Source organism: Nocardia sp. NPDC049737 (assembly GCF_040674755.1).
Taxonomy (GTDB): domain Bacteria; phylum Actinomycetota; class Actinomycetes; order Mycobacteriales; family Mycobacteriaceae; genus Nocardia.
In genome coordinates this window covers 255,744-281,116 of sequence record NZ_JBFANH010000005.1, presented here as the reverse complement: position 1 = coordinate 281,116, position 25,373 = coordinate 255,744, and the positions used below count along the sequence as shown (strand labels likewise).

24 protein-coding genes are annotated in these 25,373 nt (G+C 66.2%); 18 read left to right on the top strand and 6 right to left on the bottom strand.

The annotated features are described in order from the left end of the window. The first annotated feature begins 51 nt into the window (after nucleotides 1-51). Together AB0J47_RS09830 and AB0J47_RS09825 are read left to right on the top strand one after the other, a co-directional pair. Entirely contained in the window at nucleotides 52-699 is a 648-nt protein-coding gene (locus AB0J47_RS09830; protein WP_364342761.1) for a TetR/AcrR family transcriptional regulator, read from the top strand. 21 nt (nucleotides 700-720) lie between these two features. Beyond that, on the top strand, nucleotides 721-1,596 hold the full coding sequence (locus tag AB0J47_RS09825; protein WP_364342758.1) for an SDR family NAD(P)-dependent oxidoreductase: 876 nt from the start codon (nucleotides 721-723) through the stop codon (nucleotides 1,594-1,596). Between the two features lie 47 nt (nucleotides 1,597-1,643). Here AB0J47_RS09825 and AB0J47_RS09820 read toward each other — a convergent pair whose 3' ends face one another. From AB0J47_RS09820 to AB0J47_RS09810, 3 genes are all read right to left on the bottom strand, one after another. Beyond that, nucleotides 1,644-1,940, bottom strand: coding sequence for a hypothetical protein (locus tag AB0J47_RS09820; RefSeq protein ID WP_364342755.1), 297 nt, complete (start codon nucleotides 1,938-1,940; stop codon nucleotides 1,644-1,646). Nucleotides 1,941-1,952: 12 nt separating this feature from the next. Further along, nucleotides 1,953-3,206, bottom strand: coding sequence for an amidohydrolase family protein (locus tag AB0J47_RS09815; RefSeq protein WP_364342752.1), 1,254 nt, complete (start codon nucleotides 3,204-3,206; stop codon nucleotides 1,953-1,955). Between the two features lie 243 nt (nucleotides 3,207-3,449). Continuing rightward, complete coding sequence (locus AB0J47_RS09810; protein WP_364343096.1) at nucleotides 3,450-4,022, bottom strand: helix-turn-helix domain-containing protein; 573 nt, start codon at nucleotides 4,020-4,022, stop codon at nucleotides 3,450-3,452. Between the two features lie 203 nt (nucleotides 4,023-4,225). Here AB0J47_RS09810 and AB0J47_RS09805 point away from each other — a divergent pair, with 203 nt between their 5' ends. From AB0J47_RS09805 to AB0J47_RS09790, 4 genes are all read left to right on the top strand, one after another. Continuing rightward, the gene (locus AB0J47_RS09805; protein ID WP_364342749.1) at nucleotides 4,226-5,059 is read left to right on the top strand and encodes a TauD/TfdA family dioxygenase; all 834 of its coding nucleotides are present in this window, start codon (nucleotides 4,226-4,228) and stop codon (nucleotides 5,057-5,059) included. A gap of 116 nt (nucleotides 5,060-5,175) precedes the next feature. Next, nucleotides 5,176-6,171, top strand: a complete 996-nt coding sequence (gene mftC, locus AB0J47_RS09800; protein ID WP_364342746.1) for a mycofactocin radical SAM maturase — start codon at nucleotides 5,176-5,178, stop codon at nucleotides 6,169-6,171. Further along, entirely contained in the window at nucleotides 6,168-6,986 is an 819-nt protein-coding gene (locus tag AB0J47_RS09795) for a mycofactocin-coupled SDR family oxidoreductase (protein ID WP_364342743.1), read from the top strand. Before mftC ends, AB0J47_RS09795 begins: the two co-directional genes overlap by 4 nt. Beyond that, on the top strand, nucleotides 6,983-7,858 hold the full coding sequence (locus AB0J47_RS09790) for an LLM class flavin-dependent oxidoreductase (RefSeq protein WP_364342740.1): 876 nt from the start codon (nucleotides 6,983-6,985) through the stop codon (nucleotides 7,856-7,858). Before AB0J47_RS09795 ends, AB0J47_RS09790 begins: the two co-directional genes overlap by 4 nt. Here AB0J47_RS09790 and AB0J47_RS09785 read toward each other — a convergent pair. Beyond that, a complete protein-coding gene (locus AB0J47_RS09785) occupies nucleotides 7,846-9,273 on the bottom strand; it encodes a FadD3 family acyl-CoA ligase (RefSeq protein WP_364342737.1) in 1,428 nt (475 codons plus the stop codon). The two genes, AB0J47_RS09790 and AB0J47_RS09785, sit on opposite strands and share 13 nt — an antisense overlap. Nucleotides 9,274-9,346: 73 nt before the next feature. Continuing rightward, nucleotides 9,347-10,531, bottom strand: a complete 1,185-nt coding sequence (locus AB0J47_RS09780) for an amidohydrolase family protein (protein ID WP_364342734.1) — start codon at nucleotides 10,529-10,531, stop codon at nucleotides 9,347-9,349. 279 nt (nucleotides 10,532-10,810) lie between these two features. Here AB0J47_RS09780 and AB0J47_RS09775 point away from each other — a divergent pair, with 279 nt between their 5' ends. From AB0J47_RS09775 to AB0J47_RS09730, 10 genes are all read left to right on the top strand, one after another. Then, nucleotides 10,811-12,187: an ABC transporter substrate-binding protein gene (locus AB0J47_RS09775; RefSeq protein ID WP_364342731.1), complete on the top strand. Its 1,377-nt coding sequence runs from the start codon at nucleotides 10,811-10,813 to the stop codon at nucleotides 12,185-12,187. A gap of 15 nt (nucleotides 12,188-12,202) precedes the next feature. Beyond that, the gene (locus tag AB0J47_RS09770) at nucleotides 12,203-14,323 is read left to right on the top strand and encodes an ABC transporter permease (protein WP_364342728.1); all 2,121 of its coding nucleotides are present in this window, start codon (nucleotides 12,203-12,205) and stop codon (nucleotides 14,321-14,323) included. After that, nucleotides 14,301-15,014, top strand: coding sequence for an ABC transporter ATP-binding protein (locus AB0J47_RS09765; protein WP_364342725.1), 714 nt, complete (start codon nucleotides 14,301-14,303; stop codon nucleotides 15,012-15,014). Before AB0J47_RS09770 ends, AB0J47_RS09765 begins: the two co-directional genes overlap by 23 nt. A gap of 11 nt (nucleotides 15,015-15,025) precedes the next feature. After that, on the top strand, nucleotides 15,026-15,766 hold the full coding sequence (locus AB0J47_RS09760) for an ABC transporter ATP-binding protein (protein ID WP_364343093.1): 741 nt from the start codon (nucleotides 15,026-15,028) through the stop codon (nucleotides 15,764-15,766). After that, a complete protein-coding gene (locus AB0J47_RS09755) occupies nucleotides 15,763-16,128 on the top strand; it encodes a hypothetical protein (RefSeq protein WP_364342722.1) in 366 nt (121 codons plus the stop codon). The genes AB0J47_RS09760 and AB0J47_RS09755 overlap by 4 nt, the downstream gene beginning before the upstream one ends. Before the next feature lie 52 nt (nucleotides 16,129-16,180). Continuing rightward, on the top strand, nucleotides 16,181-16,840 hold the full coding sequence (locus tag AB0J47_RS09750; protein WP_364342719.1) for a PaaI family thioesterase: 660 nt from the start codon (nucleotides 16,181-16,183) through the stop codon (nucleotides 16,838-16,840). Between the two features lie 348 nt (nucleotides 16,841-17,188). Continuing rightward, complete coding sequence (locus AB0J47_RS09745; protein ID WP_364342716.1) at nucleotides 17,189-17,695, top strand: hypothetical protein; 507 nt, start codon at nucleotides 17,189-17,191, stop codon at nucleotides 17,693-17,695. Between the two features lie 24 nt (nucleotides 17,696-17,719). Continuing rightward, complete coding sequence (locus AB0J47_RS09740; RefSeq protein ID WP_364342713.1) at nucleotides 17,720-18,445, top strand: hypothetical protein; 726 nt, start codon at nucleotides 17,720-17,722, stop codon at nucleotides 18,443-18,445. 377 nt (nucleotides 18,446-18,822) lie between these two features. Next, nucleotides 18,823-19,878 carry a zinc-binding dehydrogenase gene (locus AB0J47_RS09735; RefSeq protein ID WP_364343090.1) on the top strand — a complete coding sequence of 352 codons (1,056 nt, stop codon included), beginning with the start codon at nucleotides 18,823-18,825 and terminating at the stop codon, nucleotides 19,876-19,878. Between the two features lie 110 nt (nucleotides 19,879-19,988). Next, on the top strand, nucleotides 19,989-21,533 hold the full coding sequence (locus AB0J47_RS09730; RefSeq protein ID WP_364342710.1) for a carboxylesterase family protein: 1,545 nt from the start codon (nucleotides 19,989-19,991) through the stop codon (nucleotides 21,531-21,533). 30 nt (nucleotides 21,534-21,563) lie between these two features. On the opposite strand, the gene AB0J47_RS09725 is transcribed toward AB0J47_RS09730, so the two are convergent. Then, complete coding sequence (locus AB0J47_RS09725) at nucleotides 21,564-22,340, bottom strand: enoyl-CoA hydratase (protein WP_364342707.1); 777 nt, start codon at nucleotides 22,338-22,340, stop codon at nucleotides 21,564-21,566. Between the two features lie 136 nt (nucleotides 22,341-22,476). On the opposite strand from AB0J47_RS09725, the gene AB0J47_RS09720 reads away from it, so the two are divergent. Both AB0J47_RS09720 and AB0J47_RS09715 read left to right on the top strand, forming a co-directional pair. Continuing rightward, entirely contained in the window at nucleotides 22,477-23,532 is a 1,056-nt protein-coding gene (locus AB0J47_RS09720; protein WP_364342704.1) for an enoyl-CoA hydratase/isomerase family protein, read from the top strand. Next, nucleotides 23,529-25,361 carry a CoA transferase gene (locus AB0J47_RS09715; RefSeq protein ID WP_364342701.1) on the top strand — a complete coding sequence of 611 codons (1,833 nt, stop codon included), beginning with the start codon at nucleotides 23,529-23,531 and terminating at the stop codon, nucleotides 25,359-25,361. Before AB0J47_RS09720 ends, AB0J47_RS09715 begins: the two co-directional genes overlap by 4 nt. Nucleotides 25,362-25,373: the final 12 nt, after the last annotated feature.

The window sequence follows — 25,373 nt, the reverse complement described above, 5'->3', positions numbered from 1 at the left end:
ATTAGCGATCGGAGGCACGATGACGCAAGCGGCAATTTCGAGGAGGCGGGGATGACGGAGGTCGGTCCGCCGATTCGGCGCGCGGCCGGGCGGCCCACGCGGGCACAGGCCGAGGCGCGGCACGAGGAATTGCTCGATACCGCACTGGATCTGTTCCTGGAGTACGGCTACGAGCTGGCGACGATCGACACGATCGCCGGTCGTGTGAATATGACCAAACGCACCGTCTACGCCCGGTATCCCGATAAGGCATCACTTTTTCTCGCCGCCGTCCGGCGCGCCATCGAGCGACAGGTCGTGCCCCCGGACGTGCTCGCGGGTTTCGATAACGGCGATCTGGCCGAGACACTGACCGCGGTCGCCCGGCTGCGGATCGATCAGGTGATGACGCCGAACGGGCTACGCCTGCAACGCATTATCAATACCGAGAGCTATCGCTTTCCGGAGATCTTCGTCGCCAACTACGAACTCAGCGCCGGACCTGTCGTCGACTTCGTCGCGGGCGTCCTGGACCGCGCGATCGCCGCCGGTACGATCGCACCGACCAACTCCGATCAGGCCGCCCGCGCCTTCATGAGCATGGTCGTCGGCGGCCAGGTGCGCACCATCGTGGCCGGTCGCCCACCCACTCCCGAACAGCTCGAGGAGCGGGTCCAATTCACCGTCGGGCTCCTGCTGGATGGCCTGCGGCCCCGCTGAAATCACTGAGAGGCAACGACTTTGACATTCGAGGTAGGCCGTCCGGTCGCGGTCGTCACCGGAGCCAGTTCCGGCATCGGCGCATCGACCGCCGAAAAGCTGGTGGCACGTGGCTGGCAGGTGATCGGTGTCGGTCGTGACCGACAGCGTTGTGCAGCCGCACGAACGCGGATCATGGCCGCCGTGCGCGACGGCGGCGCATTCGACATGGTGCGCGCCGACTTCACCCTGATGAGGGAGGTGGCGCGTGTGGCTACCGAGATTGCGAGCCGCACAACGCGGTTGGATGTCTTGGTCAACAACGCGGGTGGCGTGCGGGATCGGCGGATCGTCACCGCCGAAGGCACCGAGGCCACCTTCGCGACCAACCACCTCGCCCCGTTCCTGCTCACCAGGGAACTGCTGCCGCTGCTGCGAAAGAGCGCGGCGGGCCTGCCACCTGGATCGGTGCGCGTGCTCGCCGTATCGTCGAGCGCACATCGTGCGACCGAGGGCTTCGATTGGGCGGATCCGCAGAGCCTGAACGACTTTCACCCGGCGACGGCCTACTGCCGCGCGAAACTCGCCAATATTCTGTTCACCCGCGAACTTGCGCGTCGAGCGGCCCCCGACGGCATCATCGCCCAGGCCATGCACCCGGGCGTCGTCGCCAGTAACTTTGCCGCACATGGTGATACGGCGATGCAGGCCCATATGGCCGCCGCCGATACCGTGTCACCGGATGAACCGGCCGAGACTCTGGTGTGGCTGGCAACCGATCCCGAGGGCGGTCGACACGGTGGGCGCTACTTCTACCGGAAGACGGTGGAAACACCGGCAACCGTCGCCCTCGACGATGTCACCGCCGACCGCCTCTGGACCGAAAGCGAGCGCCTGCTCGCGGATTTCGGGTTCTGAAAAGATATGCGCTTGCGCCACGAGCACGGATTGCCTTGCGGCTGTGGTCAGATCGGCTCCCAGATCGTCATCCGAGTATTGGCGGGATCGATAGAGGGGCTCAGCCGCATCCGGCCGTCCTTGGAGCGGGCGATCAGCTCCTTCATGACGATGTCGATATCGCCCTCGATGTCATAGACGGCCAGATATTCGACGGGCTGATCCCCGGTGGTCCGCAAACGATGGCGCGTACAGGATTTCACTCCATCGATCGCGAGCATATCGGGGACGTGGACGTCGTGCTGCCAGGTGTTGTATTCCTCGTCCCGGCCGGGCTGCGGGCGGGAGAAAACCATCAACTTCATATCGTCCCTCGGTCAGTGTGCCTGCTGGGCATAGGCTTCGGCGTATTGTTTGCGCGACTTCGTCGAAATATCCCAACCCGCGGCCTTCGCCCGCAGCGCGCCGACGGTGGCCTGCTCCTTCGGGGTGTGCTCGAACGGATCGAAATTCAGGAACCGGCAGGCGTTCTGCCAGGTGATCTTGTTGATATCGGTGTCGTCGGCGTGGGCGGCATTCAATTCCTTCAGCACGAATTCGGGTGCGTCGGGCCACAGCGAGTCCGAGTGCGGGTAGTCGCATTCCCACGCGATGATGTCCATACCGACCGCGTCCCGATAGGTGAGTGCGGTCGGGTCGGTGACATAGCAGGCGATGACGTGCTCGCGGAAGACCTCGCTCGGCAGCTTGCCGCCGAAGTCGCGCCGCAGCCACCTCTGGTTGGTGTAGTGGCGATCGGAGCGATCCAGGAAGAACGGGATCCAGCCGATGCCCCCTTCCGACAGCGCCACCTTCAGATTGGGGTAGGAGCGAAACGCGGGACCCCACAGTAGATCCTGGACGGTGATCTGGGAGACAGTCGGCGCCAGGCACATTAGATTGTCGATCGGCGCGTCCGGCGCCAGCTTGAGCGCCCCGAATCCGGTGCCGATATGCAGGTTCATGACCAGACCGGTTTCGTTCAGCGCCGCGAAGACCGGTCCCCAGAAGTCCTCGTCGAAATAGCTGGGGCTGCCCTGCAGGTGCGGTAGTTCCGCCATTGTGACCCCGTGGAAGCCCTTCGCCGCGACACGCCGGATCTCGGCGACGGCCAGTTGCGGATCCCACAGCGGCAGAATGGCGTTCGGGATGAACCGGCCAGGGTAGACCTCGCACCAGCCCTCGAGATGCCAGTCGTTGTATGCCTGGATCATCGCGACGGTGATCTCGTCCTTGAAGTGACTCAGGTGGCCGGCGCTGAATCCGGCGAAGGTGGGAAAGCACATCGAGGCCAGGATGCCGTTCGCGTTCATATCCCGTACGCGGGCGTGGATGTCGTAGACACCGGGCCGCATTTCCGCGTAACCAGCCGGGTCGTACCCCCACTCCTCCGCCGGCCAGGAAACGACCGCGTTGAGCCCGGTGACCCCCGTCGGTTTCCCGCGGTAGACCCACCGGTCGACACCCTTGTCGTCGACGATCACCTTCGGTGCCAGGTCGGCCCACTTCTTCGGTACCCGGCCGTCGAACATATCGAGCGGCTCGACGACGTGGTCGTCGATGCTCACCAGAATCATGTCGTCGATGTTCACGTGACTCCTCGCTGTTCGTGGGAACGCCGGGGGTGCGCCTCCACCCCGATCTCGACAAGCGGAGAGATGGTCAGTCTTCATTTCAGAGAATGTCACTCTCGCTGTGAGGTCGACCATACACCCTGCGTGCGGGCGCGGTCGACAAATTCCCACCGGGATATCGGCGGCGAGCTGTCGCAGCCGAGTAATGCCCCTGCTGGATGCTGAACTAGTGCTCAAACTCTGACTGAGCGTACGCACGGATCACGAATCTGCGGCCTCGATTGTGGTCGCGGCAGATTCGGTTGCGGTCGCCTCGAACCTGGCCAGGTACTGCTCGACGAATGCGACCAAATCGGCGTGGCCGAGCGTGACGCCCACGGCATTTTCGGTCGCGATGACGCCGGAGATGCTGGCGATCAGCAGTGATATCACCACCGGTGGCAGCGCGGTGAGGTCGAGCCCGTTGGCGCGGGCGATAAAAGTCAGCGCGGTGACCTGGATATCGCGGAAACGTTCGATATAGGCGGCGATTTCGGTGCGGATGGCCGGGCGCTGGTTGGCCAGGGCCATGAATTCCTGCTGTAGCCGGGTGCCGTGCGGTTCCCGGCTGAGCTGCCACAGCGCATGCAGCGGCTGCTCGGAGAACACGGCTTGGCGCTGCCGTTCCAGATTGGCCTCCGCCCCACGGCGGAATACCGCCAGGAACAGGTCGTCCATGGTCGGGAAGTAGTAGTGCACCAGCGCGGGTTTGACCCCGGCCAGCGCGGCGACCCGCCGTGACGTCGCCGCGGCATGTCCCTGCTCGAGCATGATCCGCGCGGTGGCGTCCAGGATGGCGAGTCGGGTGGACGAATCCTGCGCGCCGACCCGGCGTGACCGGGTGGTGGTGGTGCCGGCTGTCGACTCGTGCGCGCTCGAACGGCTCCTTGACCTGTCATCCGTCACGGTGTTAAGCATATGCATATCTTGAGTTTGGGCAGTAGTTCAGCATGCCGAGGCGCAACGACTCGCGTGCTGCCGTACCGAAGAGGCGCATCATGACCGTCACGGCCATCCCCGTCACCGACCACATCGGACTGGAAATCACTGGACTGTCCGGCTATCAACTCGCCGACCGGCGCGTTGCCGACGATCTGCGCGCCGCGCTCGACCGATACGGGGTGGTGATCTACCGCGACGCCCACATCGACGACGACGCGCTCGTTGCGCTGAGTCGCCTGCTCGGCGAGGTCGTGGTCGCGCCGTTCGGCGGGGAGAAGTCGCATCCGGAGGTATCGGCCATCACCCGCGATCCGGCCAAGAGCGTGCTTGCCGCCTATCGGGAGGGCACATTTTTCTGGCATATCGATGGCGCGACCGATGCCATCCCACAGCTGGCCACCCTGCTGACCGCGCTCGAGGTGGCCACCGATGGCGGTGGCACCGAATTCGCCAATACCTTTGCCGCCTATGTGGCGCTGTCGGACGCGGAGCGAGCCGAACTCGAAACCCTGCGCGTGGTACACAGTTTCGCGCATGCGCAGTCGCTGGCCAATCCGGATCCGACGGATCGGGAGCGGGCCGCCTGGGCGAAGGTGCCGACCCGGGTGCATCCGCTGGTGTGGACGCGCAAGAACGGCCGCAAGTCGCTGCTGATCGGTGCGACCGCGGCGCAGGTCGTCGGCATGTCGGCGGACGAGAGCCGGGCGCTGCTGGATCGGTTGCTCGAATGGTCGACCCAGTCGCGGTTCGCCTTGCGGCATCAATGGCGGCCCGGCGATCTGGTGGTGTGGGACAACACCGGCATGCTGCACCGTGCCCAGCACTATGAGGTGAGCTCACGCCGGTTGATGCACCGCACCACCCTGGTCGGCGAGGAAGCCGTCGCCTGACGGCGGCGGTATCGACCGGCCCGCCTCCTTGTTTCCGCCGCAGAATGTCATTATCGTAAGACGAGAATTGCATTTCCATTCGAGTTGGTAGCGCAAGCGATGACGCGGGAGTCCCCATGATCGACAACACCAGCGAAGCGCCGATCGACCTGATCTGGGAGCTGACCCACGCCTGCGATCTGTCCTGCATCCACTGCTCGTCCAGCACACCTGGCCGCGATCCGCGCGAGCTGAGCACCGCCGAATGCAAGGCGCTGATCGACGAACTCGAACGGATGCGGATCTGCCGTATCGATATCGGCGGCGGCGAGCCCACCGTGCGCCCCGACTTCTGGGAACTGGTCGACTACGCCACCGCCAAGCGCATCGGAGTGAAATTCTCCACCAACGGAATTCGGATCACGCCCCATGCCGCGCGGCGGATCGCCGGGAACAGCCACATCGATGTGCGGATCTGCCTCGATGGCGCGACCGAGGCGGTCAATGATGCGATGCGCGGCACCGGGGCGTACCGGGCGGCGGTGCGCGCGATGGAGTTGCTTGCTTCGTCAGGCGTCTATGGATTCGAGCTGTCCGTCACGATGACCAGCCGAAATATCGGCCAGATCCATGCTTTCAAGGCAATCGCCGATATGTTCGGTGCGCAGCTTCGGCTGACCCGGCCATCTGGCCGCGTCTCGGACGAATTGCACCCCGCGGCGGACCAGGAGCGGATGCTCGATGACTGGCTGCGCCAGCACGAAACCGATGTCCTGACCGGAGCGTTCTTCCACCTGTCCGGCTACGGCGAATCGTCGCAAGGGTCGAACTTCGGCCGGGTGATGTGTGTGATCGACCCGGTCGGCGGTGTCTGCGCGTTCGCCGACCACAACCAGTTCCACACCGCAAACATCCGTGCCGCAGGCGGATTCGAATTCATCTGGCGGAACTCGGAACTGTTAACCGAACTGCGTAGCCAGCAGAGCAGCACGGCGTATACGGAATGTATGGATGGAGATGGTGATTCGGCGCTGGCGGGGGTCGGCCGCATAGCCGGGTCGAAGCTGTCGGAGGACTATTCGCATCGGCGGCGACCGGTTGCCGAATATCCGGCGGTTCGGAGGTCGGCGTGACTTCGCGTTCGGAGCATCGGCGAGTCGCGCTCGTCACCGGTGCGGCGCGGGGGATCGGTGCGGCAACGGTACGGGAACTGGCGTCTCGCGGCTGGTCTGTGCTCGCGGTGGATCTGGCGACCGATGATCCCGCGCTGCCCTATCCGATGGGCAGCAAACGTGAACTCGTCGCGGTGGCGACCGAGGCGAGCAGTCGAGTGAACCGGGTAGGTGCCGTGCGGCCGTATGTTGCCGACGTACGCGAGCCCTCGGCGCTACAGGCCGCGGTGGCCGAGGCGGTCGGGACCTGGGGCGGGCTGGATGCGGTGGTCGCGGCGGCCGGGGTGATCGCCGGTGGAGTTCCGCTGTGGGAGATGCCGATCGAGCAGGAGCGCGCGGTGCTGGATGTCTGCCTGGGCGGGGTCGTGAACCTGGCGCGGGCGGCCGTACCGGCGCTGCTGGCCCGACCCGCACCGCGATCAGGGCGGTTCCTGGCCGTCGCCTCCGCGGCCGCGACCAAGGGTCTGCCCCAGCTGGCCGCCTACTGTGCGGCGAAAGCCGGTGTGACAGGGCTGATTCGAGCACTCGGTGCCGAACTCGGCGGCACCGGGGTAACCGCGAACGCGGTGAGTCCGGGCTCCGCGGATACCGCGCTCCTGGCCGAGATAGCGCGCCTGTACCGAATGCCCGATCCGACGGGTTTCGCGGGCCGGCAGCCGATCGGACGGTTGCTCGACCCGGGGGAGATCGCCAGTGTCCTGGCCTTTCTGGCGGGGCCGGACAGCAGTGCGATGATCGGTGCGACGGTCGCCGTCGATGGTGGCCTCGCGCTGTGAACAATCCAGCGCCCGAGTGGTTTCTGTTCTTGCCGCAGATCAAGCTGCGCGTCGAGGACATCGTGGAACGGGCTCACGTGGCCGAGGACAGCGGGTTCGACGGCATCGCTTTCATAGACCACCTGGTCGCGCCCGGCGCCGAACAGTTGCCCCTGTGGGAGGCCATGACGGTAGCCGCATGGGTGGCTGCGCGGACCGAGCGACTGCGGATCGGACATCTGGTCCTGTGCGACTCGTTCCGGCATCCGGCGGTGCTCGCCAAGGAGGCGGTGACGCTACAGGAGGCATCGGGCGGCAGATTCGAACTCGGCCTCGGTGCCGGTTCGGTGCCGCACGAGCTGGTGGGATTCGATATCACCCGGGACCGCGCGGCCGCGCGACGCGATCGGCTGCGGCGCAGTCTCGAACTGCTGCATCAGTATTGGGGTGCACCGAATACCGAGGGACCGGCGCAGGTGCCGTCGCCGAGCACACCGATTCCGATTGTCATCGGAGGTACCAGCGCACCCCTGCTGGAATTGGTGCGTGGCTATGCGACCTGGTGGAATCTGCCTGCACCGCAACTGAATCGGCTGTCCGAACTACTGCCCGAGATCGGATCGGCGCGGATATCGATTCAGCAGATGGTCGGCTTCGTCGGTCATGGGCAGGATGCCGCGGAGGTCCGTGCGCGCAGCAGTCGGCGATTCGGTCAGCTGGGTGACGGCCTTGTCGTCGGTGACGCCGCACAACTCAGCACGCACTTCGGCGAGCTCGTCGAGCATGGCGTCGAGCGGTTCTATGTGTGGTTCACCGATTTCGCCGCGCCGGAGACTTTGGCGGAATTCGGCGCGACGGTCATCCGGGAGATGCCGCGCGCCTACCGCAGCTGATCCTTCATCACCTTCCCGGTGGCGTTCAACGGCAAAGCTTTCCGGAACTCCACGACGCGCGGCACCTTGTAACCCGCCATGCGGGTCTTGACCCACACGATCAGTTCTTGTTCGGAGATCGGGTCGATGGTCACGACGAACGCCTTGCCGACCTGCCCGAGCCGCTCGTCGGGAACACCGACCACCGCCACCTGAGCAACCGCCGGATGCTGTAGGAGAACGCCTTCGATCTCGGCCGGATAGGCATTGAAGCCGCCGACGATGAACATATCCTTCTTGCGGCCGATGATCCGCAGCCGGCCGTCGGCATCGAGACTGCCGAGATCACCGGTGTGCAGCCAACCTTCGGGGTCGATCGCCGCGGCGGTCGCCTCAGGATCGTCGAGGTAGCCCTGCATGACGGAGTATCCGCGGACGAGCACCTCCCCGTCATCGGCGATGTGCACCTCGACGCCATCGCAGGCGGTCCCGACGGTCGTCGCGATCTGCTCGAAGGTGTCGCCCGGGCGCGACGCCGTCGCGGTGCCCGCCTCGGTGAGCCCGTATCCGGTCATGATGGATCGGAACGGCAGCTCCTCGTGCACCCGGCGGATCAGTTCGACCGGAATATCGGCGGCCCCGGTGACCGCCGCACGCAGCGACGACAGCTCGTATCGGTCCTTGGCCTCCAACAGCGAGTGATAAAGGGTCGGCGGTCCAGGCAGCATCGTCACCCGCTCGCGCTCGACCAGCTCGAGCACCCGATCGACATGGAAGACCGGGACCGGCAGGATGGTCGCGCCGCGAATGAGCGACGCGATGATCCCGGCTTTGTATCCGAAGGTGTGGAAGAACGGATTGACGATCAGATAGCGGTCGCCCTCCCGCAGATCGGCCAGTTCGCACCATTCCGCATACAGCCGCAGCGTCTGCAGATGAGTCATCATGACGCCCTTGGGCTTTCCGGTCGTGCCCGAGGTGTAGATGATGTCGGCGATATCCGTCCCGCGCACCCGCCGTTCGAAGGGTGCGCCGCTGGACAGGAAGTCCGACTTCATATCGATCACCGGCACACCGTCCGGACCCGTGTAGTCCACGCCGAGGAAGCCCTGCTGCACCAGCAGCAATTTCGCGCCGCTACGGCGCACGATATCGTCGGCCTCCTCCGCCGTGAACCTTGTGTTGACCGGAACGAGCACACCGCCCGCACTCAGCAACCCGAACGCCGCGATGATCCACTCGGCGGAATTGGGCGCCCAGATCGCCACCCGATCGCCCGCGCCGACACCCGCCGCCGTGAATGCGCCTGCGGCGCGGCGGACCCGGTCGGCGAGTTCGGTGAAGCTCAATCGCAGTGACCCATCGACGACCGCTTCGGCCGAACCGAAGCGGTCGGCCGCCGACAGGACCATCTGCGGGATGGTCTCCCAGCTCATACGCTGTGCCTTCTTGGCGTATGTGTGGGGCCCTGCGTGGTTATGCTTCGCTGCCGTCTCCGGGCCTGACCACTCATACGCCGAGCAGACCCGCCAGGTTGCCGCCCATGATCTTGGCCTGATCCTCGACCGGCAGATGGGTGAGCATGTCGGCGAAGTGCGTGGGCTGGGCCAGGCCTTCGGGGTGCGGGTAGTCGGATCCGAACAGCACCCGATCCACGCCGATGAGATCGATCAGGTCGCTCACTCCCTCCTCGTAGAAGGGACTGACGAAGATCTGGTTTTTGATGGTTTCGATCGGGTTCTGCATGCCGAAGCCTTCGGGCGCCTTCTTGAAGGTTTCGGACAGTTTGTTCATGAGCGGGCCCAGCCAGGCGGCGCCGCTTTCGATGATGGCTACCTTCAGATCCGGATGCCGCAGCAGCGCACCGTGGCACAGCAGTGAGGTCACGGCGTCCTCCACGGGCCGCCATTCGTTGACCATGCTGAAGGCATTGGTGACGAAGGGCAGCATCTCGGCGTTGGCACCGTCCCATTCCTGGGTGTAGCGGGCGTAGCCGCTGTCGGAGGTGTGCATGGTCACCGCGACGCCCAGCTCGACCACCCGCTTCCAGAACGGATCGAATTCCGGCAGCGCGAAGGAGCGCGGACCGCGGAAGCCCGGCACCGGAGCGGGGCGGATCAGAATGGCCTTGGCGCCGTGCTCGACCACCCACTCCAGTTCCCTGATGGCCTCCTCGACGATCGGCAGGGTGATCACCGGAACCGCGAAGATCCGGTCCTTGTAGTTGAACGACCAGGTCTCGTGCATCCACTGGTTGAGTGCGTGCACGATGGCGTGGATGGCTTCCGGATCATCGCGCAGGCGCTCCTCCACCAGGCTGGCCAGGGTAGGGAACATCAAGCTCCGGTCGACCTTCAGCTCGTCCATGAGCGCCAGGCGCGGCCCGGGCTCACGGAAGGCGTCGATGGCCTTCATCGGCTCGCCGAAGATCTCGCGGCGGCTCTTGCCCTCCGGGTTGCCGTTCTTGAAGTAGTCCTCCATGGCGCCCGGACGCGCGACCACCGAGAAGGTGGGATTGGGGATGTACTGGCTGATCTGCCCCCGTACCGCGATCTTGGTCCGGCCGTTGACCTCGACGTACTGGATGATGCCCTCGTACCGCTTGGGTAGGTGGCGAGTCAGTGCTTCCTTGGTCTCGTACAGGTGGTTGTCCGCGTCGAACAGCGGATACGGCAGCGGAGTTTGTGCCGACATGAAATCCTCCTTCGCTATTTGAGAGAATCTTATTCTCATTCTCGGTTGGTGGCAATCGGTCGTGGGACGGTCGCCGCAGGGTCGGCTTGGTCGCGCGATACGGAAGGTCGACGTAGAACACATTTCCCGAATCAGTGACCTTAATTCTCCAAATATGGAAAGCTGCCTTCCCAGCGGCGAGAGCGCCAGATCCGGTGGGGCGCCGCTCGATGTAGAACAAGGACTCGGCCTCGACCGATCTCGGATCGGTGTCGCGGTGGCGTCCGTAGAGGAGGAAACGTGAAATCGCAGCGAATACTCGTTGCTCTGCTGGCAGCCACGCTGCTGGCGGCCGGCTGTAGTCGTGGTGGTGAGGAAGTCGAGGGCACCAACACCACCAGCTCGACTGCGTCGGGCGACTTCGGTGATCTGAAGAATGTCTGCCAGGGCGGCAAGCCATCGAGTTCGCCCGCGCAGGGCGTGACCGCGGGCGAGCTCGAGGTCGGTGTCTTCAGTGACGTCGGGTTCACCAAGAACACCGAATTCGTCGATGCGGCAAACGTTTTCACCTCCTGGTGCAATGCCGCCGGCGGTATCGGCGGGCGCAAGCTGGTGGCCACCGTGCGTGATGCGAAGCTCAGGGAAGTCCGCCAGCGGATGATCGAGGCCTGCCGCGAGGACTTCGCGCTGGTCGGTGGCGGCGCCGCGCTGGATTCGCTCGGCACCGAGGATCGGTTGAAGTGCCTGCTGCCGGACTTTCCGGCGCAGGTAGTCGACGTCAAGAACACCGGGTCCGACCTGCAGGCTTCCGGGTCCGGGGCGTCGGCATCTCGCCCGTACAACCCCTACACCGGCTACCACCAGTGGCTGATCACCACCTATCCGGCCTCCGCCGGTGCGGTCGGCATCATCACCGGCGATTCGCCGTCGACCAAGGTGATGGTGCCCAAATTCCAGGAATCGATGACCGCGATGAACGCGTCGGTCGTCTACAACGAGCTTTATCCGGCCACCGGCGTCGCGGACTGGACACCGTACGCGCAGTCGATCAAGAGCAAGGGCGTCAAAGGACTGCTCTTCCTCGGCGATTTCCGCAGCCTGGCCAAGCTGGAGGATGTGCTGACCGGGATGGATTACAAGCTGGACTGGATTGACGCCAACAGCAACGCCTACAACTCGCAGTTCCTGGAGCTGGGCGGCAAATCCCTTGCGGGACAGAATAATTTCGCCGATCTGGCCGGCATCGCGCCGGTCGAGGCGGGCGCGACGGTACCGACCGTCAAGCTGGTGAAGGACCTGTTCGCCAAGTACGCCCCCGGTAAGGATGTCACCTACCCGGTACTGCGTGCGTTCTCCGCGTGGCTGCTTTTCGCCAAATCGGCGGCGGGCTGCGGTGACCAGTTGACCCGCAAGTGCGTGTACGACGCCGCAACCAAGGAGACGGTGTGGACCGCGGGCGGTCTGCAGGCACCAGCGGACGTGCGGCCGACCGGGGGAGCACTGCCGAAGTGCTACAACATCGTGCAGGCAACACCGCAGGGCTGGCAGCAGCCCGCGGAATTCAAGCCCGATAACGGCCCGTACCGCTGCGATATGAACGCCTACGTGTACAAGAACGACTACGGCAAGGGACTGACCCTCGCCGACGTCGGACTCAGCATCAACGACTTCAAGTAGCGGAGTCGTTCGGCAATGGAGCAATTCCTCGCCTTCGGCATCGTCGGGCTGAGCACCGCGGCGATCTACGCGATCATCGGCAGCGGCCTGGTGCTCACCTACACCACCACCGGCGTATTCAATTTCGCGCACGGTGCGGCGGGCATGGTGTCGGCGTTCGTGTACTGGCAGTTGCATATCGGCTGGGGCGTGCAAGCGCCGCTGGCGATCGCCGCGGTACTGCTGGTATTCGCGCCGCTGTTCGGCCTGGTCTTCGCGTGGGCGTTGGCCCCCACCCAGGGCCTCGGTGACGCGGAGAAGTTGGTGATGACCATTGCCCTACTGAGTGGTCTGATCCTGCTCGCCCAATGGGTGTGGGACCCCAACACGGCCCGCACCCTGCCGAAGTTCTTCGACGAACAGCGACCGCTGCACTTCGGCGTCGTCACCGTCACCTGGCATCAGGCATTGACGATGGTGGTCGCGATCGCGGTGGCCTTTGGCCTGCGGATCCTGTTGTACCGCACCAGGACCGGGGCCGAGATGCGGGCCACGGTCGACGATCGTGCGCTCGTCGGTTTGACCGGCGCCGACCCGCGGCGGGCGAACCGAGTGGCGTGGATTCTGGGCATCGAGTTGGCGGCGATCGGCGGCATTCTGGTGGCGCCGACCGTCGCCCTCGATGCGCCCCAGCTGTCGCTGCTGATCGTCAGCGCCTACACCGCGGCGATCTTCGGTCGGTTGCGCAGCCTGCCGATGACCTTCCTCGGTGCGATTGTGGTCGGCTGTCTGGAGAGCTACCTCACCGGCTATCTGCCGCAGAACGAGTATTTGCCGGGCCTGCGGCTGGCCGCGCCCGCGCTGTTGTTGTTCATCGCGCTGCTGCTGTTCCCGCACGGACGGCTGCGCGGGCGCGATCGGCGGCTCAGTCCGGTTCCGCTGCCGACGATTTCGGGATCGGCCGCCTTCGCGGCGGCGGTCGTGGCGCTGGGCGTGGTGCTGGCCACCGTGCTCGGTGAGGCCGATCTGATCACCTACGGGCAGATCTTCGGTTTCGGCGTGATCGGATTGTCGTTCGTGCCATTGGCCGGATACGCCGGGCAGATCTCGCTGTGCCAACTCAGCATCGCCGGAGTCGGGGCGGTCATCTATGCCCAGTACGGCGCGGACGGGCAATGGTGGGCATTGCTGCTGGCAATGGCGGTCGCGGGTGCGGTGGGTGCGGTGATCGCATTGCCCGCGCTGCGGCTGTCCGGGGTCTACCTGGCTCTGGCGACGGTGGCCTTCTCCGTCGTCCTGGACCGGTGGGTCTTCACCTTGCCGACCGTGCACATATTCGGCGTGAAGATCACCTTCTTCGAACAGGGTTCGCTGAATCTGGTCGGGCCACGACTGTTCGGCTGGCATCTCGACAGCACCGCCCAGGTGACCGTATTCGCGGCGGTATGCCTCGCGATGGCGAGCTTCGCGATTGCGATGTTGCGGCGCAGCCGGTTCGGGCGGCGATTGATCGCGATGCGTGACAGTGAGGCCGCCTACGCGACCCTTGGTGGCAATCTGTTGATGGCGAAGGTGCTGGTGTTCGCGCTCTCGGCGGCGATCGCCGGACTCGGCGGTGCGCTGTACGGCATGCAGTTGCGTGCGGTCACCTCCGATCACTTCAACCTGGTGTCCGGATTGCCGATCTTCCTGATCGTGGTGATCGCCGGTCTCGGCGCGGTCGGCAGTGGCTTCTTCGCCGGTGTCGCGTATGCCGGGCCGCTGCTGGTGATTCCGGTGCTGTGGCCATCGCTGTTGAACCTGTCGCAGGTGTTGCCGTCGCTCGGCGGTATCGCCTTCGCGGGCGGCATGCTCGGTCAGGGTGCGATTGCCGCCATGCGGGAGGAATGGCTGCCGATGTTCCGCGATCGCGTGGTGGGGCCGGTGGTGCTGGTCGCCTCGGTGCTGCTGTGGGTGCTTCGAGTTGCTGATGTGATCACCGGCTGGCATTTCTTCTTCGGCCTGGTGCTCATGGTGATCGGTGCCCGCGTCTGGATCGCGCGGCAGCAGCGCGTGGCCGCCGAACCCGAAGTGCCGCTCGAATGGTGGGGGATTCGGCGACCATGGCGCACACAGGACGAGGAGGTGTTGGGCCGTGCCACCGCTGCTGCGAGTTGAGGATGTGAGCGTCATCTTCGGGGGCCACCGCGCGCTCGATGGCGCCGGGTTGGTGGCCGAAGCCGGTCGGGTCACCGGCTTGATCGGGCCGAACGGTGCAGGCAAGAGCACATTCTTCGATGTGATCTGCGGTCTGCGTAAACCGGCCTCGGGGCGCGTGCTCATCAATGGGCGCGATGTCACCCGACTCGGCACGGCCCGTCGTGCTCGGCTCGGGATGGCTCGCACCTTCCAGCGTCTGGAATTGTTCGGCCGGTTGAGTGTTCGTGACAATCTGCTGGTCGCCGCGGAACTCGGTCCGCAGCGTCGGCACGGCGCCCGGGTCGTCGACGAGATCATCGAACGGTTGGATCTGCGCGAAGTCGCCGACAGCAGTGCCGATGCGCTACCAACGGGAACTGGCCGATTGATCGAGGTGGGCCGGGCGCTGGCCGCGCGACCCGAGCTCATCCTGCTCGATGAACCCGCCGCCGGTCAGGACCGAAGCGAGACCGAACGATTCGCGGCGCTACTGCGTTCGCTGGCCGCCGACGGCACGGCGGTGCTGCTGGTCGAACACGATATGGGCTTGGTCATGAATGTCTGTGACGAGGTCTATGTGCTCGACCTCGGCAAGGTCATCGCCTCTGGACCACCCGAGGTGATCCGGCGCGACGAAACCGTGCTCGCGGCCTATCTGGGGGCGGCTTGACTGTGGACAGCATCGAAACAGCCACGGCGACAACCGATCTTGCCGCCGCCCCACTATTGGAACTGCGCGAGGTGCGCGCGGCCTATGACGCGATCACGGTGCTGCACGGTATCGATCTGAGCGTCGTCGCGGGTCAGGTGGTCGCTCTGCTCGGGCCGAACGGCGCGGGCAAGACCACCACCCTGCAGGTCGCCGCCGGTGTCCATCCGGTCGCCTCCGGCCAACTGCGGTTGGGTGGACGGGATATGACCGGTGCCCACCCGCGCGACCTGGCCAGGGCCGGGGTCTGCCTGATCCCGGAGGGGCGCGGTGTCTTTCCCAACCTGTCGGTGCGCGACAACCTGCTGATGATGACCTTCACGGGCCGCTCTCGTGAGGAGATCCAGGAGATCGCCTTCACCCGATTCCCGATTCTCGGGAAGCGGGCCGATCAGACGGCGGGCACCATGTCCGGCGGTGAACAGCAGATGCTCGCGCTGGCCCGCGGCCTGGCCACCGATCCGGCGGTACTCATGCTCGACGAGTTGTCGATGGGGTTGGCGCCGCTGGTGGTCGGCCAGCTCTACGAGCAGGTCGCTGAAATCGCCCGGCAGGGCGTGGCCGTCCTGGTCGTCGAGCAGTTCGCCGCGGCGGTGCTGGATATCGCCGACCACGCGGCCGTGCTGGTGCGCGGTCGCATCGAAAAACATGGCCACCCCGACAGCGGTATCCGCGACGAATTGGCGGCCCTCTACTTAGGAAGTTCCGAATGACCGAAACACGCGCGGACCGATTCGTCCGCGAACTCAGTGAAGCCAAGATTCCCGATCCCGCTGCCGGGCGGGCCGTGCTGTGGCTGCGCGCCGGCGTGACCCTGATGGTGCTCGGCCTGGTGCTGGCCGTGCTGGCCTACTTCATGTCGCACGGTACCAAAGACCCACTGGCGCAACGCGATGCGATAACCCTCGCAATCGGCGGCGTGGCCGCGAGCGTGGTGGGATCGGCGCTGTTCCTGCGGTATTCGCTGACCGGATTCTTGCGCTTCTGGCTGGCCAGACAGTCCTACGATCTCGCCCAGCTGGGGGACCGGTTGAACGGAAAGGCGATCACCCACGACGGTGCCGCCGCCCCCTAGTGTGGCGGCAGCGGTCCGTGGTGCCGCAGGCCCGAACGATAATGTAATTCTCATGAATGAGAGCCTGGAGCCGTTGCCCACCGAGGAGCACCACGAAGGTGGGTTTCGGCCGGCGCGGTCTCAGTCGGTGGATCGCACGCCCGACATCTCCCGTGGCGGTCCGCATTACGGCGAGTTCATCGAACAGGTTCGGGGACTGATGGACCGTGTTCGACTGGCCTCCCCTTCCGATGACGTGGCATTGGAGGCCATCACGGCGCTGAAGGAACTCAACGGCCTGTTGGACACGGTCCTGGTCGATGAGTGGTCGGTGCCCGGTTGGGTCCGACCCGACGTGCCCGCGAACGGCAACATCACCCTGCCGCCGTTCGTCGTCGATCGCTCCGACCGCGACGGTGTGTCGGCTCGAATTACCTTCCGCCGGTTCCATGTCGGCGGCAATTCGGCGGTGCACGGCGGTCATATCGCGCTCGCCTTCGATACCGTGCTCGGCATGAGTGGGGTCGCCTATTCGGGGGCGGCGATCCGCACCGCATCACTGACCGTCGACTACCGATCCATTACCCCGCTCGACACGGAGCTGACCATTCGTGCCAGGGTCGAGCGGCAGGAGGCGCGCAAGATCTTCTTGGTCGCGACCCTGCACGACGGCGACCGGTTGTGCGCCGAGGCGCGCGCACTATTCCTCACCTTGCGGCCCGGACAGCAGTAGTCGCCAATATTCGCAAAACCCCTCTGGTTGCCCGCATCCGTTGTAAGAATGACATTCTCCATATGGAGAGAGAGATTCGCGCAGTGCAGAAGGAAGTTATCCCGCAGATGAGGAACCTCGCCGCGGTGGCCGTTCACCGGCAGAACCGCTGAGGGGCAGAAGTTGTGAACCGCCTCAGCCGACGTGTATCAGCCTGTCCGTGCCCAGTGGTGCATAGCCATGCCGATCTTGCATGCGGGCATGACGCCTTTCTATTCCTTGGCTGCGCCCTTAGTCGCCTTGGCATTCTCTTTCTGTGAGATCGTGATTCTCTCTTTTTTCCAGCTCGAATATCAGTGAGGCAGCAACATGCATCAGATACCCAAAGCGGCCGGATGGGCGGCCGTCGCGATCGTGGCCAGCACGATTTGCGCCGGAACCGCAACCGCCGAACCGGACCAGGCGACTACCCCGTCCACCGCCGCGGTAGTCGATAGTTCCCAGCAGCAGCCCGGTGCGGCGCCCACAGATCCCGGGCAGGAGTACCTGAACGCGTTCACCTCGATCACTGGCGCCTTCGCCAGCGATTCCACGGCCGGCCGGGTGGTCGGGACGACGATCGGTGTGCTGGTCGGGTGCCCATTGGGTGCGGTGACCGGCGGAGCCCTCACGCTCCCGACGGCCGTATTGACACCGGTAGGGATCGTCGGCGGCTGCATCATCGGTGCGAGCACCCTCGGCTTCCTGGGCGGGACCGTCGGCAGCATCGTCACCGGCTCACCCGCGATGAGCAATGCCCTTGGCCAGCAATACAACTCGCTGCATTCCAAGGGACTGATCGCGCAAGAGGTCCCGAATCCCGATTCGGCCCAGTAGCTCTACACCCGACCCAGGAGATAGATGACAATGAACCTCAAGACTCGTGGCGTGGCCGTCACCACCTTGACCGCGGCAGCGGTCGCGATCGCCGCTGGTACCGCGCGCGCCGACGCGGATACCACGGTCGCCGTCGATGCCCAGCAGAATCAATCCGTCACCACGGACGTAGCGCCCGGCGTGCATTTCAGCGACGATCTCGCCACCGGAAAGTCGGTGCTCAGTACGCCGTTCGGCACTGTAGTCATGCAACAGGGCCAATTCGATGTCCGTGATGCCACGGGCCGGACGGTCGCCGGAGCTCCCATTCAGGACGACGCCACTTCGGCACCGGCTGTCCCCGACTCGAGCGCCACACCTGCGGCGCTTCCGGTCACCGCGGCCGCGGCGCCGGTGGCGGGTGACCCCATGTCGAACTTCAACCAGGCTGTCGAGGCTGCGAATCCGCATATGGGTGCCGCCTTCGCGGTGGGTTCCGCGGTGGGTTCGGTGATCGGCGCGGTGGTGGGCTGTCCGTTCGGCATGGCGACCGGCGGCACCCTGATGACGCTCATGTCGGCGGGCACGCTGACGGTCCCCGCGCTCGCGGCGACCTGCCTGATCGGTGCGGTCGCGGTGGGCGGCTTCGGAGCCACGGTCGGCGGTCTCGCCCTGGCCATCCCGGTCGGTCTCGCTGCCGGAACGCAGAAGTACAACCAGCTGCAGGCTCAGCACGCCACCGATGCACCTGCGGCTCCCGCCCATTCGTAATCCCCGCACGCAGTTACCAGCGGGGCGTTCACCGGCTGTGCTCCGATGATCGCCCCGCCGGTGCCGCGACCGCGCTGGTTCCTCGAGACCCGGGGTGTCGTCGTTCCCCGCCGCTCGCCATCCGCGAACTCGCCGGTGCGGCGGCTCGCGGGTCGGTAGGTCGGTTCCGGTCTGTGATCGAGACCGACGACTGAATCCGAAAAGTGCTCGCCCAGCGATCGACCTGAGTTACGGGGTGGTGGTGTACCCAGGTACACCATCATTTCGGGACCGCACTCCCCTGGGCTCCCTCCTGCGGCGACGGCATTGTTGATCTCAACGAACCCGTCGGCCTCGCACCGAGCCGATATCCAGAGAGGACAGCCAGCATGGCAACGATGAAGTCGGTTCAGACCAGCACACCAGGCGCGGTCACGGTGGTCGAGCAGCAGCTCCCGACGCCCGGCCCCGCGGATGTGCTGGTGCGGATCCGGGCGTGCGGAATCTGCGGTACCGACGCGACTTTCGTGCACATGGGTGGTATGCCCAAGGTGCTCGGGCCACAAGTCAAGGCCGAGGCTCTGACGCCGGACCAGATGCGGCCGGTGGTGCTCGGCCACGAACCCGCAGGCGAGATCGTCGAGGTCGGCGCGGACGTCACCGGACTGCGAGTGGGTGATCACGTCGTGGTCAATCCGCAGGCCGCCCCGTCGGGCATCATCGGTTGCGGCGGACCGCTGGGCGGTATGAGCGAATATCTGCTCATCGAGAATGCCGAGGTCGGCTCCAGCGTCGCCATCGTGCCGGATTCCGTGCCCTTCGCCGTGGCCGCGCTCAACGAGCCGATGGCTGTATCGCGGCATGCGGTGAACCGCTCCGAGGCCGAGCCCGGTGATAAGGCGATCGTCTTCGGTGCGGGCCCGATCGGGCTGGGTGCGGTGATCTGGCTGAAGCTGCGCGGTGTCGAGCACGTCGTCGTCGCCGACGTGATTGCCTCGAGGCTCGACACCGCGCTCGCGGTCGGGGCCGACGCGGTCATCAACTCCGCCACCGAGGATGTCGCTGCCCGTCTCGGTGAACTGCACGGTCACGGTCGCAATGCCCTCGGCGCACCGCGCCCCGACACCGACATCTACATCGATGCGGCAGGCGTCGCCGCTGTCGTCAATACCGCACTCGCCAACGGCAAGTGGGGTGCCAAGCTGGTTACCGTCGCCGTGCACAAGCGGCCCGAACCGATCGACCTGGGTGCCATCCTGCGTAATGAGATGACCATCATCGGCTCCCAGGGCTACCCCTCCGAGATCTTCGAAGTGACTTCCGAAATCGCCGAGCACGCCGACCGCTTCGCCCGGCTCATCAGTCACCAGGTGCCCTTCTCCGACGTGCAGAAGGCCTTCGAATTGGCCCTCACCCCGGGCGCGGCGGAAAAGGTGGTCGTCACCTACGAGTGAGCCGCAGTGTGCTCCCGCTGGACGGGAACGACGCTGGTGGGCCATCGACCTGCGAAATAGCATTCTTAAATTCGAGAACTACTCTCCCGTCCGATCGACAAGGACTGTGAATGACCGAAGTTACGGCGCGACCGTCCGAACACGCCGAGCCCACAGTGCGCACCGCCGCGGGGTCGGTCCGTGGTCGACGGGAGCACGACGTGGTCGTCTTCCGTGGGATCCCTTTCGCGCAACCACCGATCGGTACCGCGCGCTTCGCGGCACCGCAGCCGGTCGCGAAGTGGGACGGTGTCCGGGACGCCTTCGAATTCGGCCCACCGCCGCCGCAGGAAACCTCGTTCGGCAACCGCTCCGGCACTGTCGCGCTGCCGGACGGCGACGACTGGCTCACGGTGAACGTCTGGACACCCGATCCCGATCCGGCTGCACGTCGGCCGGTGCTGGTGTGGATCTACGGCGGCGCATACAAGCTCGGTTTCTCCGGCAGTCCCGGCTACGACGCGCAACACATCGCGCGGGACGGCGACCTCGTTGTCGTCACGCTGAACTACCGGGTCGGTATCGAGGGCTTCGCGCACATCGACGGCGCACCAGCCAACCGCGGTCTGCTCGACCAAGTCGCCGCCCTCGAGTGGGTGCGGGAGAACATCACCGCATTCGGCGGGGATCCCGATCAGGTCACCGTCTGCGGGGAATCCGCTGGGGCAGGGTCCATCGCGGCGCTGCTCGCCATGCCGAGGGCGGCCGGACTGTTTCGGCAAGCGATCCTGCAGAGCATGCCGGGCACCTTTTTCTCCGATGAGCTCGGCACCGATATCGCGAGGGCCATCGCCGCGCACGTCGGCCTGCGACCGACGGTGGCGGACCTGTCGGGTGTGGATCCACGGCAGTTGACCGACGCGGGAGCCGAAGTCGGCGCATCGATGCGGCAGTACGAGCGATGGGGTGCGGTGGCCCACACTATTACCGCGTTCTCGCCCGTGGTCGACGGCGAGGTACTGCCGAAGGCGCCGTGGCAAGCGCTCGCCGGCGGCTCTGCCCGCGACGTCACGGTGGTCATTGGGCACAACCGGGACGAATTCCGGCTGTTCCTCGCCCTCGGCGGCCAACTCGGCACGATCGATGACACGCAGGCGGCCGGTGCGCTGCAGGTGTTCGGCCCGGGATCCGACGGTGCGGACGCGTACCGTACGGCATTCCCCTGCGCCGGACCGGAGGAACTGTTCGAACTGGTTCAGACGGACTGGCTGTTCCGGATGCCCGCGCTGCACTTGGCCGATGCCCAGGCCGCAGGCGGTGGCCGAGCCTATATGTACGAGCTGACCTGGCCCGCACCCGGAAACGGCGGTGTCCTGCGCGCCTGCCACGGGCTCGACGGACCGCTGTTGTTCGCCGCCTTCGGTGCCCAGCTCGGCCCGCTGCTGCTCGGTCCCGAACCGTCGGCCGAAGCGCGGGAACTGTCGGCCTATATCCGTGCGCGCTGGAGCGGGTTCGCCAGGACGGGCGAACCAGGTTGGGCCGCTTATGATCCCGAGCAGCGTCTGACCCATATCCTCGATGTGCACCCTTCGGTCGCCCCTTATCCAGAGGAAACCTCCCGAAGTCTGTGGCGCGACCACGTCTTCTCCGCGCTGCCTCTTCGTGGTCAGCGGTAGCCGACGGCGACGAGCACCGCTCTCGGGTAATCAGCGGCCGATGAAGCCCGGCACGCGTTTGGCTTTGAACGCCGCGATGCCCTCGGCGACATCAGCGGTCTCGAAGAGAGCGGACTGGCCTTCGCGCTCCAGATCGAGTGCCTGCTCCAGTTGGGCGAGGGCCATCGCATTGAACGCGCGCTTGGTGCGGGTATATGCCGCCGTCGGCCCATCGGCGAGCTTGGTTGTCAGCCTTGCGATTTCGGCATCGTAGTCGTCATCGGGCACGAACTGGCCGATCAAGCCCCATTCGGCCGCCACCGGTGCGGGAATGCGCTCGGCCAGCATGGCCATGCGTGCGGCGCGGGCATATCCGATCAGACTCGGGACCAGAGCGGTAGCGCCGCCATCGGGCATCAGGCCGATATTGGCGAAGGCGAGCAGGAGATAGGCGGATTCGCGGGCGACGGTGATATCCGCGGCCAGGGCCAGTGAGCAGCCGACGCCGACGGCAGGGCCGTTGATCGCGGCGAGCACGGGTTGTGGTGCGGCGCGCAGGGCGCGGATCAATCGGTTCGCCGCATCGAGGGTCGCGACCTGTGGACCGTTGCTGGCCGAGTTGGAAAGATCCGCTCCCGAACTGAAGGCCCGCCCGTTGCCGGTCAGCACGAATACCCGAACAGTCGAATCGTCGCCGAGTTTTTCGATGACCGCCGCGGCCTCGTTCATCATGTCGGTGTTGAGGGCGTTGAGCCGTTCGGGGCGGTTGAGGGTCAGCCGCACGATCGCGTCGGTTCGTTCCACGAGGACATCGGGCTGGTCGGGCATTGTCGGCCTTCCGGGTCGAGATCGGATCTGAGCTAATCTAACCAGATTAGGTATACTCTTTCCGGTCGAATGCGGCCATGGCCACTGGAGCGTCGATGCAGTTGGCCCGTCTCGCCGGCACGGTTAGTTTTTAGCTATGCCGGATTCGGAGATCGATCTGTTCGACGAGTTCGCGGTGGAACTCACCGCGGACGGAACTCCGACCGCACCCATGGTGGTGGTCTCGCTGGACGCATTCGGCACAGAAACACCGGACCGAATCGCCCGGACCATCGAACGGATGAATCAGGCACTACCGCTGGTGATCGGGGTGCTGCGCGGCCCTGTGACACCGGGCCTTGCGCCGCTGCTGGAGGCGGCCACACTTACCGTCGCGACGGATGCCACGGCGAGTTCGCTGCCGCAGGCCGTCGTGGTGGACGGTGTCGATGCCGCGCTCGATCTGTTACGGGCGGCGGTGCGGCGTTCACCGCGCGCGGCCGTTGCCTGCGGGCAGCTGCTGCGCCAGACGGTGCGATTGCCGACCGTGCCCGCGCTGGCGGCGGAGGCGGCGGTGTACTCGATGCTCCTCGGCGGCACCGAATTCGAGCGTTGGCTGGTCGAGCGCGGCGCGCCGCGCACGGTCGAACCACCATCGCATCCATTGGTCCGGACCTCCCGCGACGACGAGCGCCTGACGATCACGCTGGATCACCCGCAACGCCGCAACGCACTCAGCATGCGGCTGCGTGAGGAGCTGCTGGAGGCGGTGCGCCTGGCGGACCTCGACCCCACGCTCACCACAGTCGAAATCAACGGCGCGGGACCGGTTTTCAGCAGCGGCGGTGATCTGGACGAATTCGGTACAGCGACGGATCTGGTGGCCGCGTACCTGGTCCGGCTGGACCGGGCGCCATGGCGGATCATCGACCGCATTCGGGAGCGCGTCACGGTGCGCGCCCACGGCGCCTGCATCGGGGCGGGCGCGGAGGTCGCCGCCTTCGCGGGCACGGTGATCGCTGCCCCCGACACCTACTTCGCATTCCCGGAAGTGCGAATGGGCCTGGTGCCGGGAGCGGGCGGTACCGTCAGCGTGCCGCGACGGATCGGTCGCTGGCGCGCCGCCTGGTTGATGCTGACCGAACAGCGGTTGGCGGCGGCGGCCGCGTTGGAATGGGGCATGGTCGATGCGGTCGAACGGACGAGGAGGTGATCGCAACGGGTACCTCGGCTACGGCAGCGGTGCTGCGGGATTGGGTGTGCTCGCTGTGCCCGTCCGATGTCCTGTCGCGCCCGCTCGAAACGCAGCCGGAGTGCGCCGCGCTCGCCTGGGCCGCATCCGGCGGCATGGATCTGACCGGACGCCGCGACAGCGCCCCCGCCCTTTCTCCCGCAGCGGCGTACGGACTACTCCTCGAGACTGCCGAGGCCCTGGCGCGAATCACCGCAGAGGTCGGCTCCGAAGTCCGAGCCGACCCAGGGCTGTTACTGACCGGCCGAGCCGGACTCCTGAACCTACGACGCGCCGGTCAGCAAACGGCAGGCGGCGCCGGTCGATTACTGCGAACCTCGGACGGCTGGTGCGCGATCACCTTGAGCCGCCAAGACGACATCGACTCGATACCTGCGATCCTCGGCGTGGATTCGGTGCCCGACGATCCCTGGGAAACACTCACCGAAGCCGCCCGCGAGTGGACCGCAACCGACCTCGCCGACCGAGCACAGCTACTCGGCGTTCCCGCCGCCGCGCTACCCTCCGCTGTCCACCCTGCCGCCGCGCCCCCTGCCGCCACGCGCCCCGCCGCCGCACTTCCTGCCGACCCGCTCCCTAGCGCTGCGCCCCCTGCCGCCGCGCCCCCTGCCGCTACCGAGCTGTCTGCCGCTGCGCGCCCCGCCGCCGCACTTCCTGCCGACCCGCTCCCTAGCGCCGCGCCCCCTGCCGCCGCGTCCGCTGGTGCGCGCCCCGCCGCGGTGCCCGTCGACGCGGACTCTGCCGCCGCGGTGCCCGCTGCCGTGGACCCCGCCGCTGCGCCGTCTGCCGCCGTCCGCCCTGCTGACGTCCGCCCTGCTGACGTCCGCCCTGCTGACGTCCGCCCGGCCGACGCACGTCCTCCCGCTGACGTACGCCCTGGCGCCGCGCCCCCTGCCGCTGCGCTGTCTGCGGCCAGGCGCCCGGCCGACGCGCGTCCCGCTGCTGCGCCGCCTGCTGCTGCGCCCCCTGTCAGTGATTTGCCCGATGACGCGGTACGTCCTGTCGCGGGACCATCAGCCGCACCGTCCGCGACGCCGGGTCCCCAATCCCCCTGGCAGACAAGGCGGATCGCCGAACCGGTCGTCGGAGCACGGCTCGACGGGGCGGTGGTCGTGGACCTGTCCTCGATGTGGGCGGGGCCGCTGTGTGCCCACCTGCTCGGGCGCGCCGGGGCGCGGGTCATCAAGGTAGAAAGCACCCGACGTCCGGATGGCGCACGCCGTGGTGATCCCCGGTTCTTCGATTGGCTCCACGACGGGCACGAACAGCTCGCCGTCGACTTCCATACGCCCGAAGGGCAGGCCAAACTGCGCGAGCTCATATCCACCGCGGATGTGGTGATCGAGGCATCCCGGCCGCGGGCACTGGCAGAACTGGGACTGGCTCCCGGGGAGCGCGTGCATCGCGACGGGCAGGTCTGGCTGAGCCTTACGGGGTATGGTCGCGCCGAGCCGATGCGGGTGGCGTTCGGCGATGACGCCGCGGTGGCGGGCGGGCTGGTCGGCTGGGACGGGGCTGAGCCGGTGTTCTGCGGTGACGCCATCGCCGATCCACTTACCGGAATCTGTGCTGCCCTTGCGGTGTGCTGTGCCGTTCTGGGTGGCGGAGGACAGCTGATTGATCTGTCCATGCGGGCCACCGCCGCCGCCTTTGCTGCGGCCCCCGCGCTCACCCATGGACCGCATCGAGTACTCGCCGATGGCGCGGATTGGGTTGTCGAATGCGCGCGATACGGTCGTTCGCAACGGGTGCTGCGCCCGCGGGTACCGCGCCTGGGTGGCGGGACATGAACGAAATATATT

Bases quoted from the DNA above. Each gene is read 5' to 3' on its own strand.
- AB0J47_RS09830 (WP_364342761.1), top strand. From the start codon at position 52: ATGACGGAGGTCGGTCCGCCGATTCGGCGCGCGGCCGGGCGGCCCACG.
- AB0J47_RS09820 (WP_364342755.1), bottom strand. From the start codon at position 1,940: ATGAAGTTGATGGTTTTCTCCCGCCCGCAGCCCGGCCGGGACGAGGAA.
- AB0J47_RS09805 (WP_364342749.1), top strand. From the start codon at position 4,226: ATGACCGTCACGGCCATCCCCGTCACCGACCACATCGGACTGGAAATC.
- mftC (WP_364342746.1), top strand. From the start codon at position 5,176: ATGATCGACAACACCAGCGAAGCGCCGATCGACCTGATCTGGGAGCTG.
- AB0J47_RS09785 (WP_364342737.1), bottom strand. From the start codon at position 9,273: ATGAGCTGGGAGACCATCCCGCAGATGGTCCTGTCGGCGGCCGACCGC.
- AB0J47_RS09780 (WP_364342734.1), bottom strand. From the start codon at position 10,531: ATGTCGGCACAAACTCCGCTGCCGTATCCGCTGTTCGACGCGGACAAC.
- AB0J47_RS09770 (WP_364342728.1), top strand. From the start codon at position 12,203: ATGGAGCAATTCCTCGCCTTCGGCATCGTCGGGCTGAGCACCGCGGCG.
- AB0J47_RS09755 (WP_364342722.1), top strand. From the start codon at position 15,763: ATGACCGAAACACGCGCGGACCGATTCGTCCGCGAACTCAGTGAAGCC.
- AB0J47_RS09750 (WP_364342719.1), top strand. From the start codon at position 16,181: ATGAATGAGAGCCTGGAGCCGTTGCCCACCGAGGAGCACCACGAAGGT.
- AB0J47_RS09745 (WP_364342716.1), top strand. From the start codon at position 17,189: ATGCATCAGATACCCAAAGCGGCCGGATGGGCGGCCGTCGCGATCGTG.
- AB0J47_RS09740 (WP_364342713.1), top strand. From the start codon at position 17,720: ATGACAATGAACCTCAAGACTCGTGGCGTGGCCGTCACCACCTTGACC.
- AB0J47_RS09735 (WP_364343090.1), top strand. From the start codon at position 18,823: ATGAAGTCGGTTCAGACCAGCACACCAGGCGCGGTCACGGTGGTCGAG.
- AB0J47_RS09730 (WP_364342710.1), top strand. From the start codon at position 19,989: ATGACCGAAGTTACGGCGCGACCGTCCGAACACGCCGAGCCCACAGTG.
- AB0J47_RS09725 (WP_364342707.1), bottom strand. From the start codon at position 22,340: ATGCCCGACCAGCCCGATGTCCTCGTGGAACGAACCGACGCGATCGTG.
- AB0J47_RS09720 (WP_364342704.1), top strand. From the start codon at position 22,477: ATGCCGGATTCGGAGATCGATCTGTTCGACGAGTTCGCGGTGGAACTC.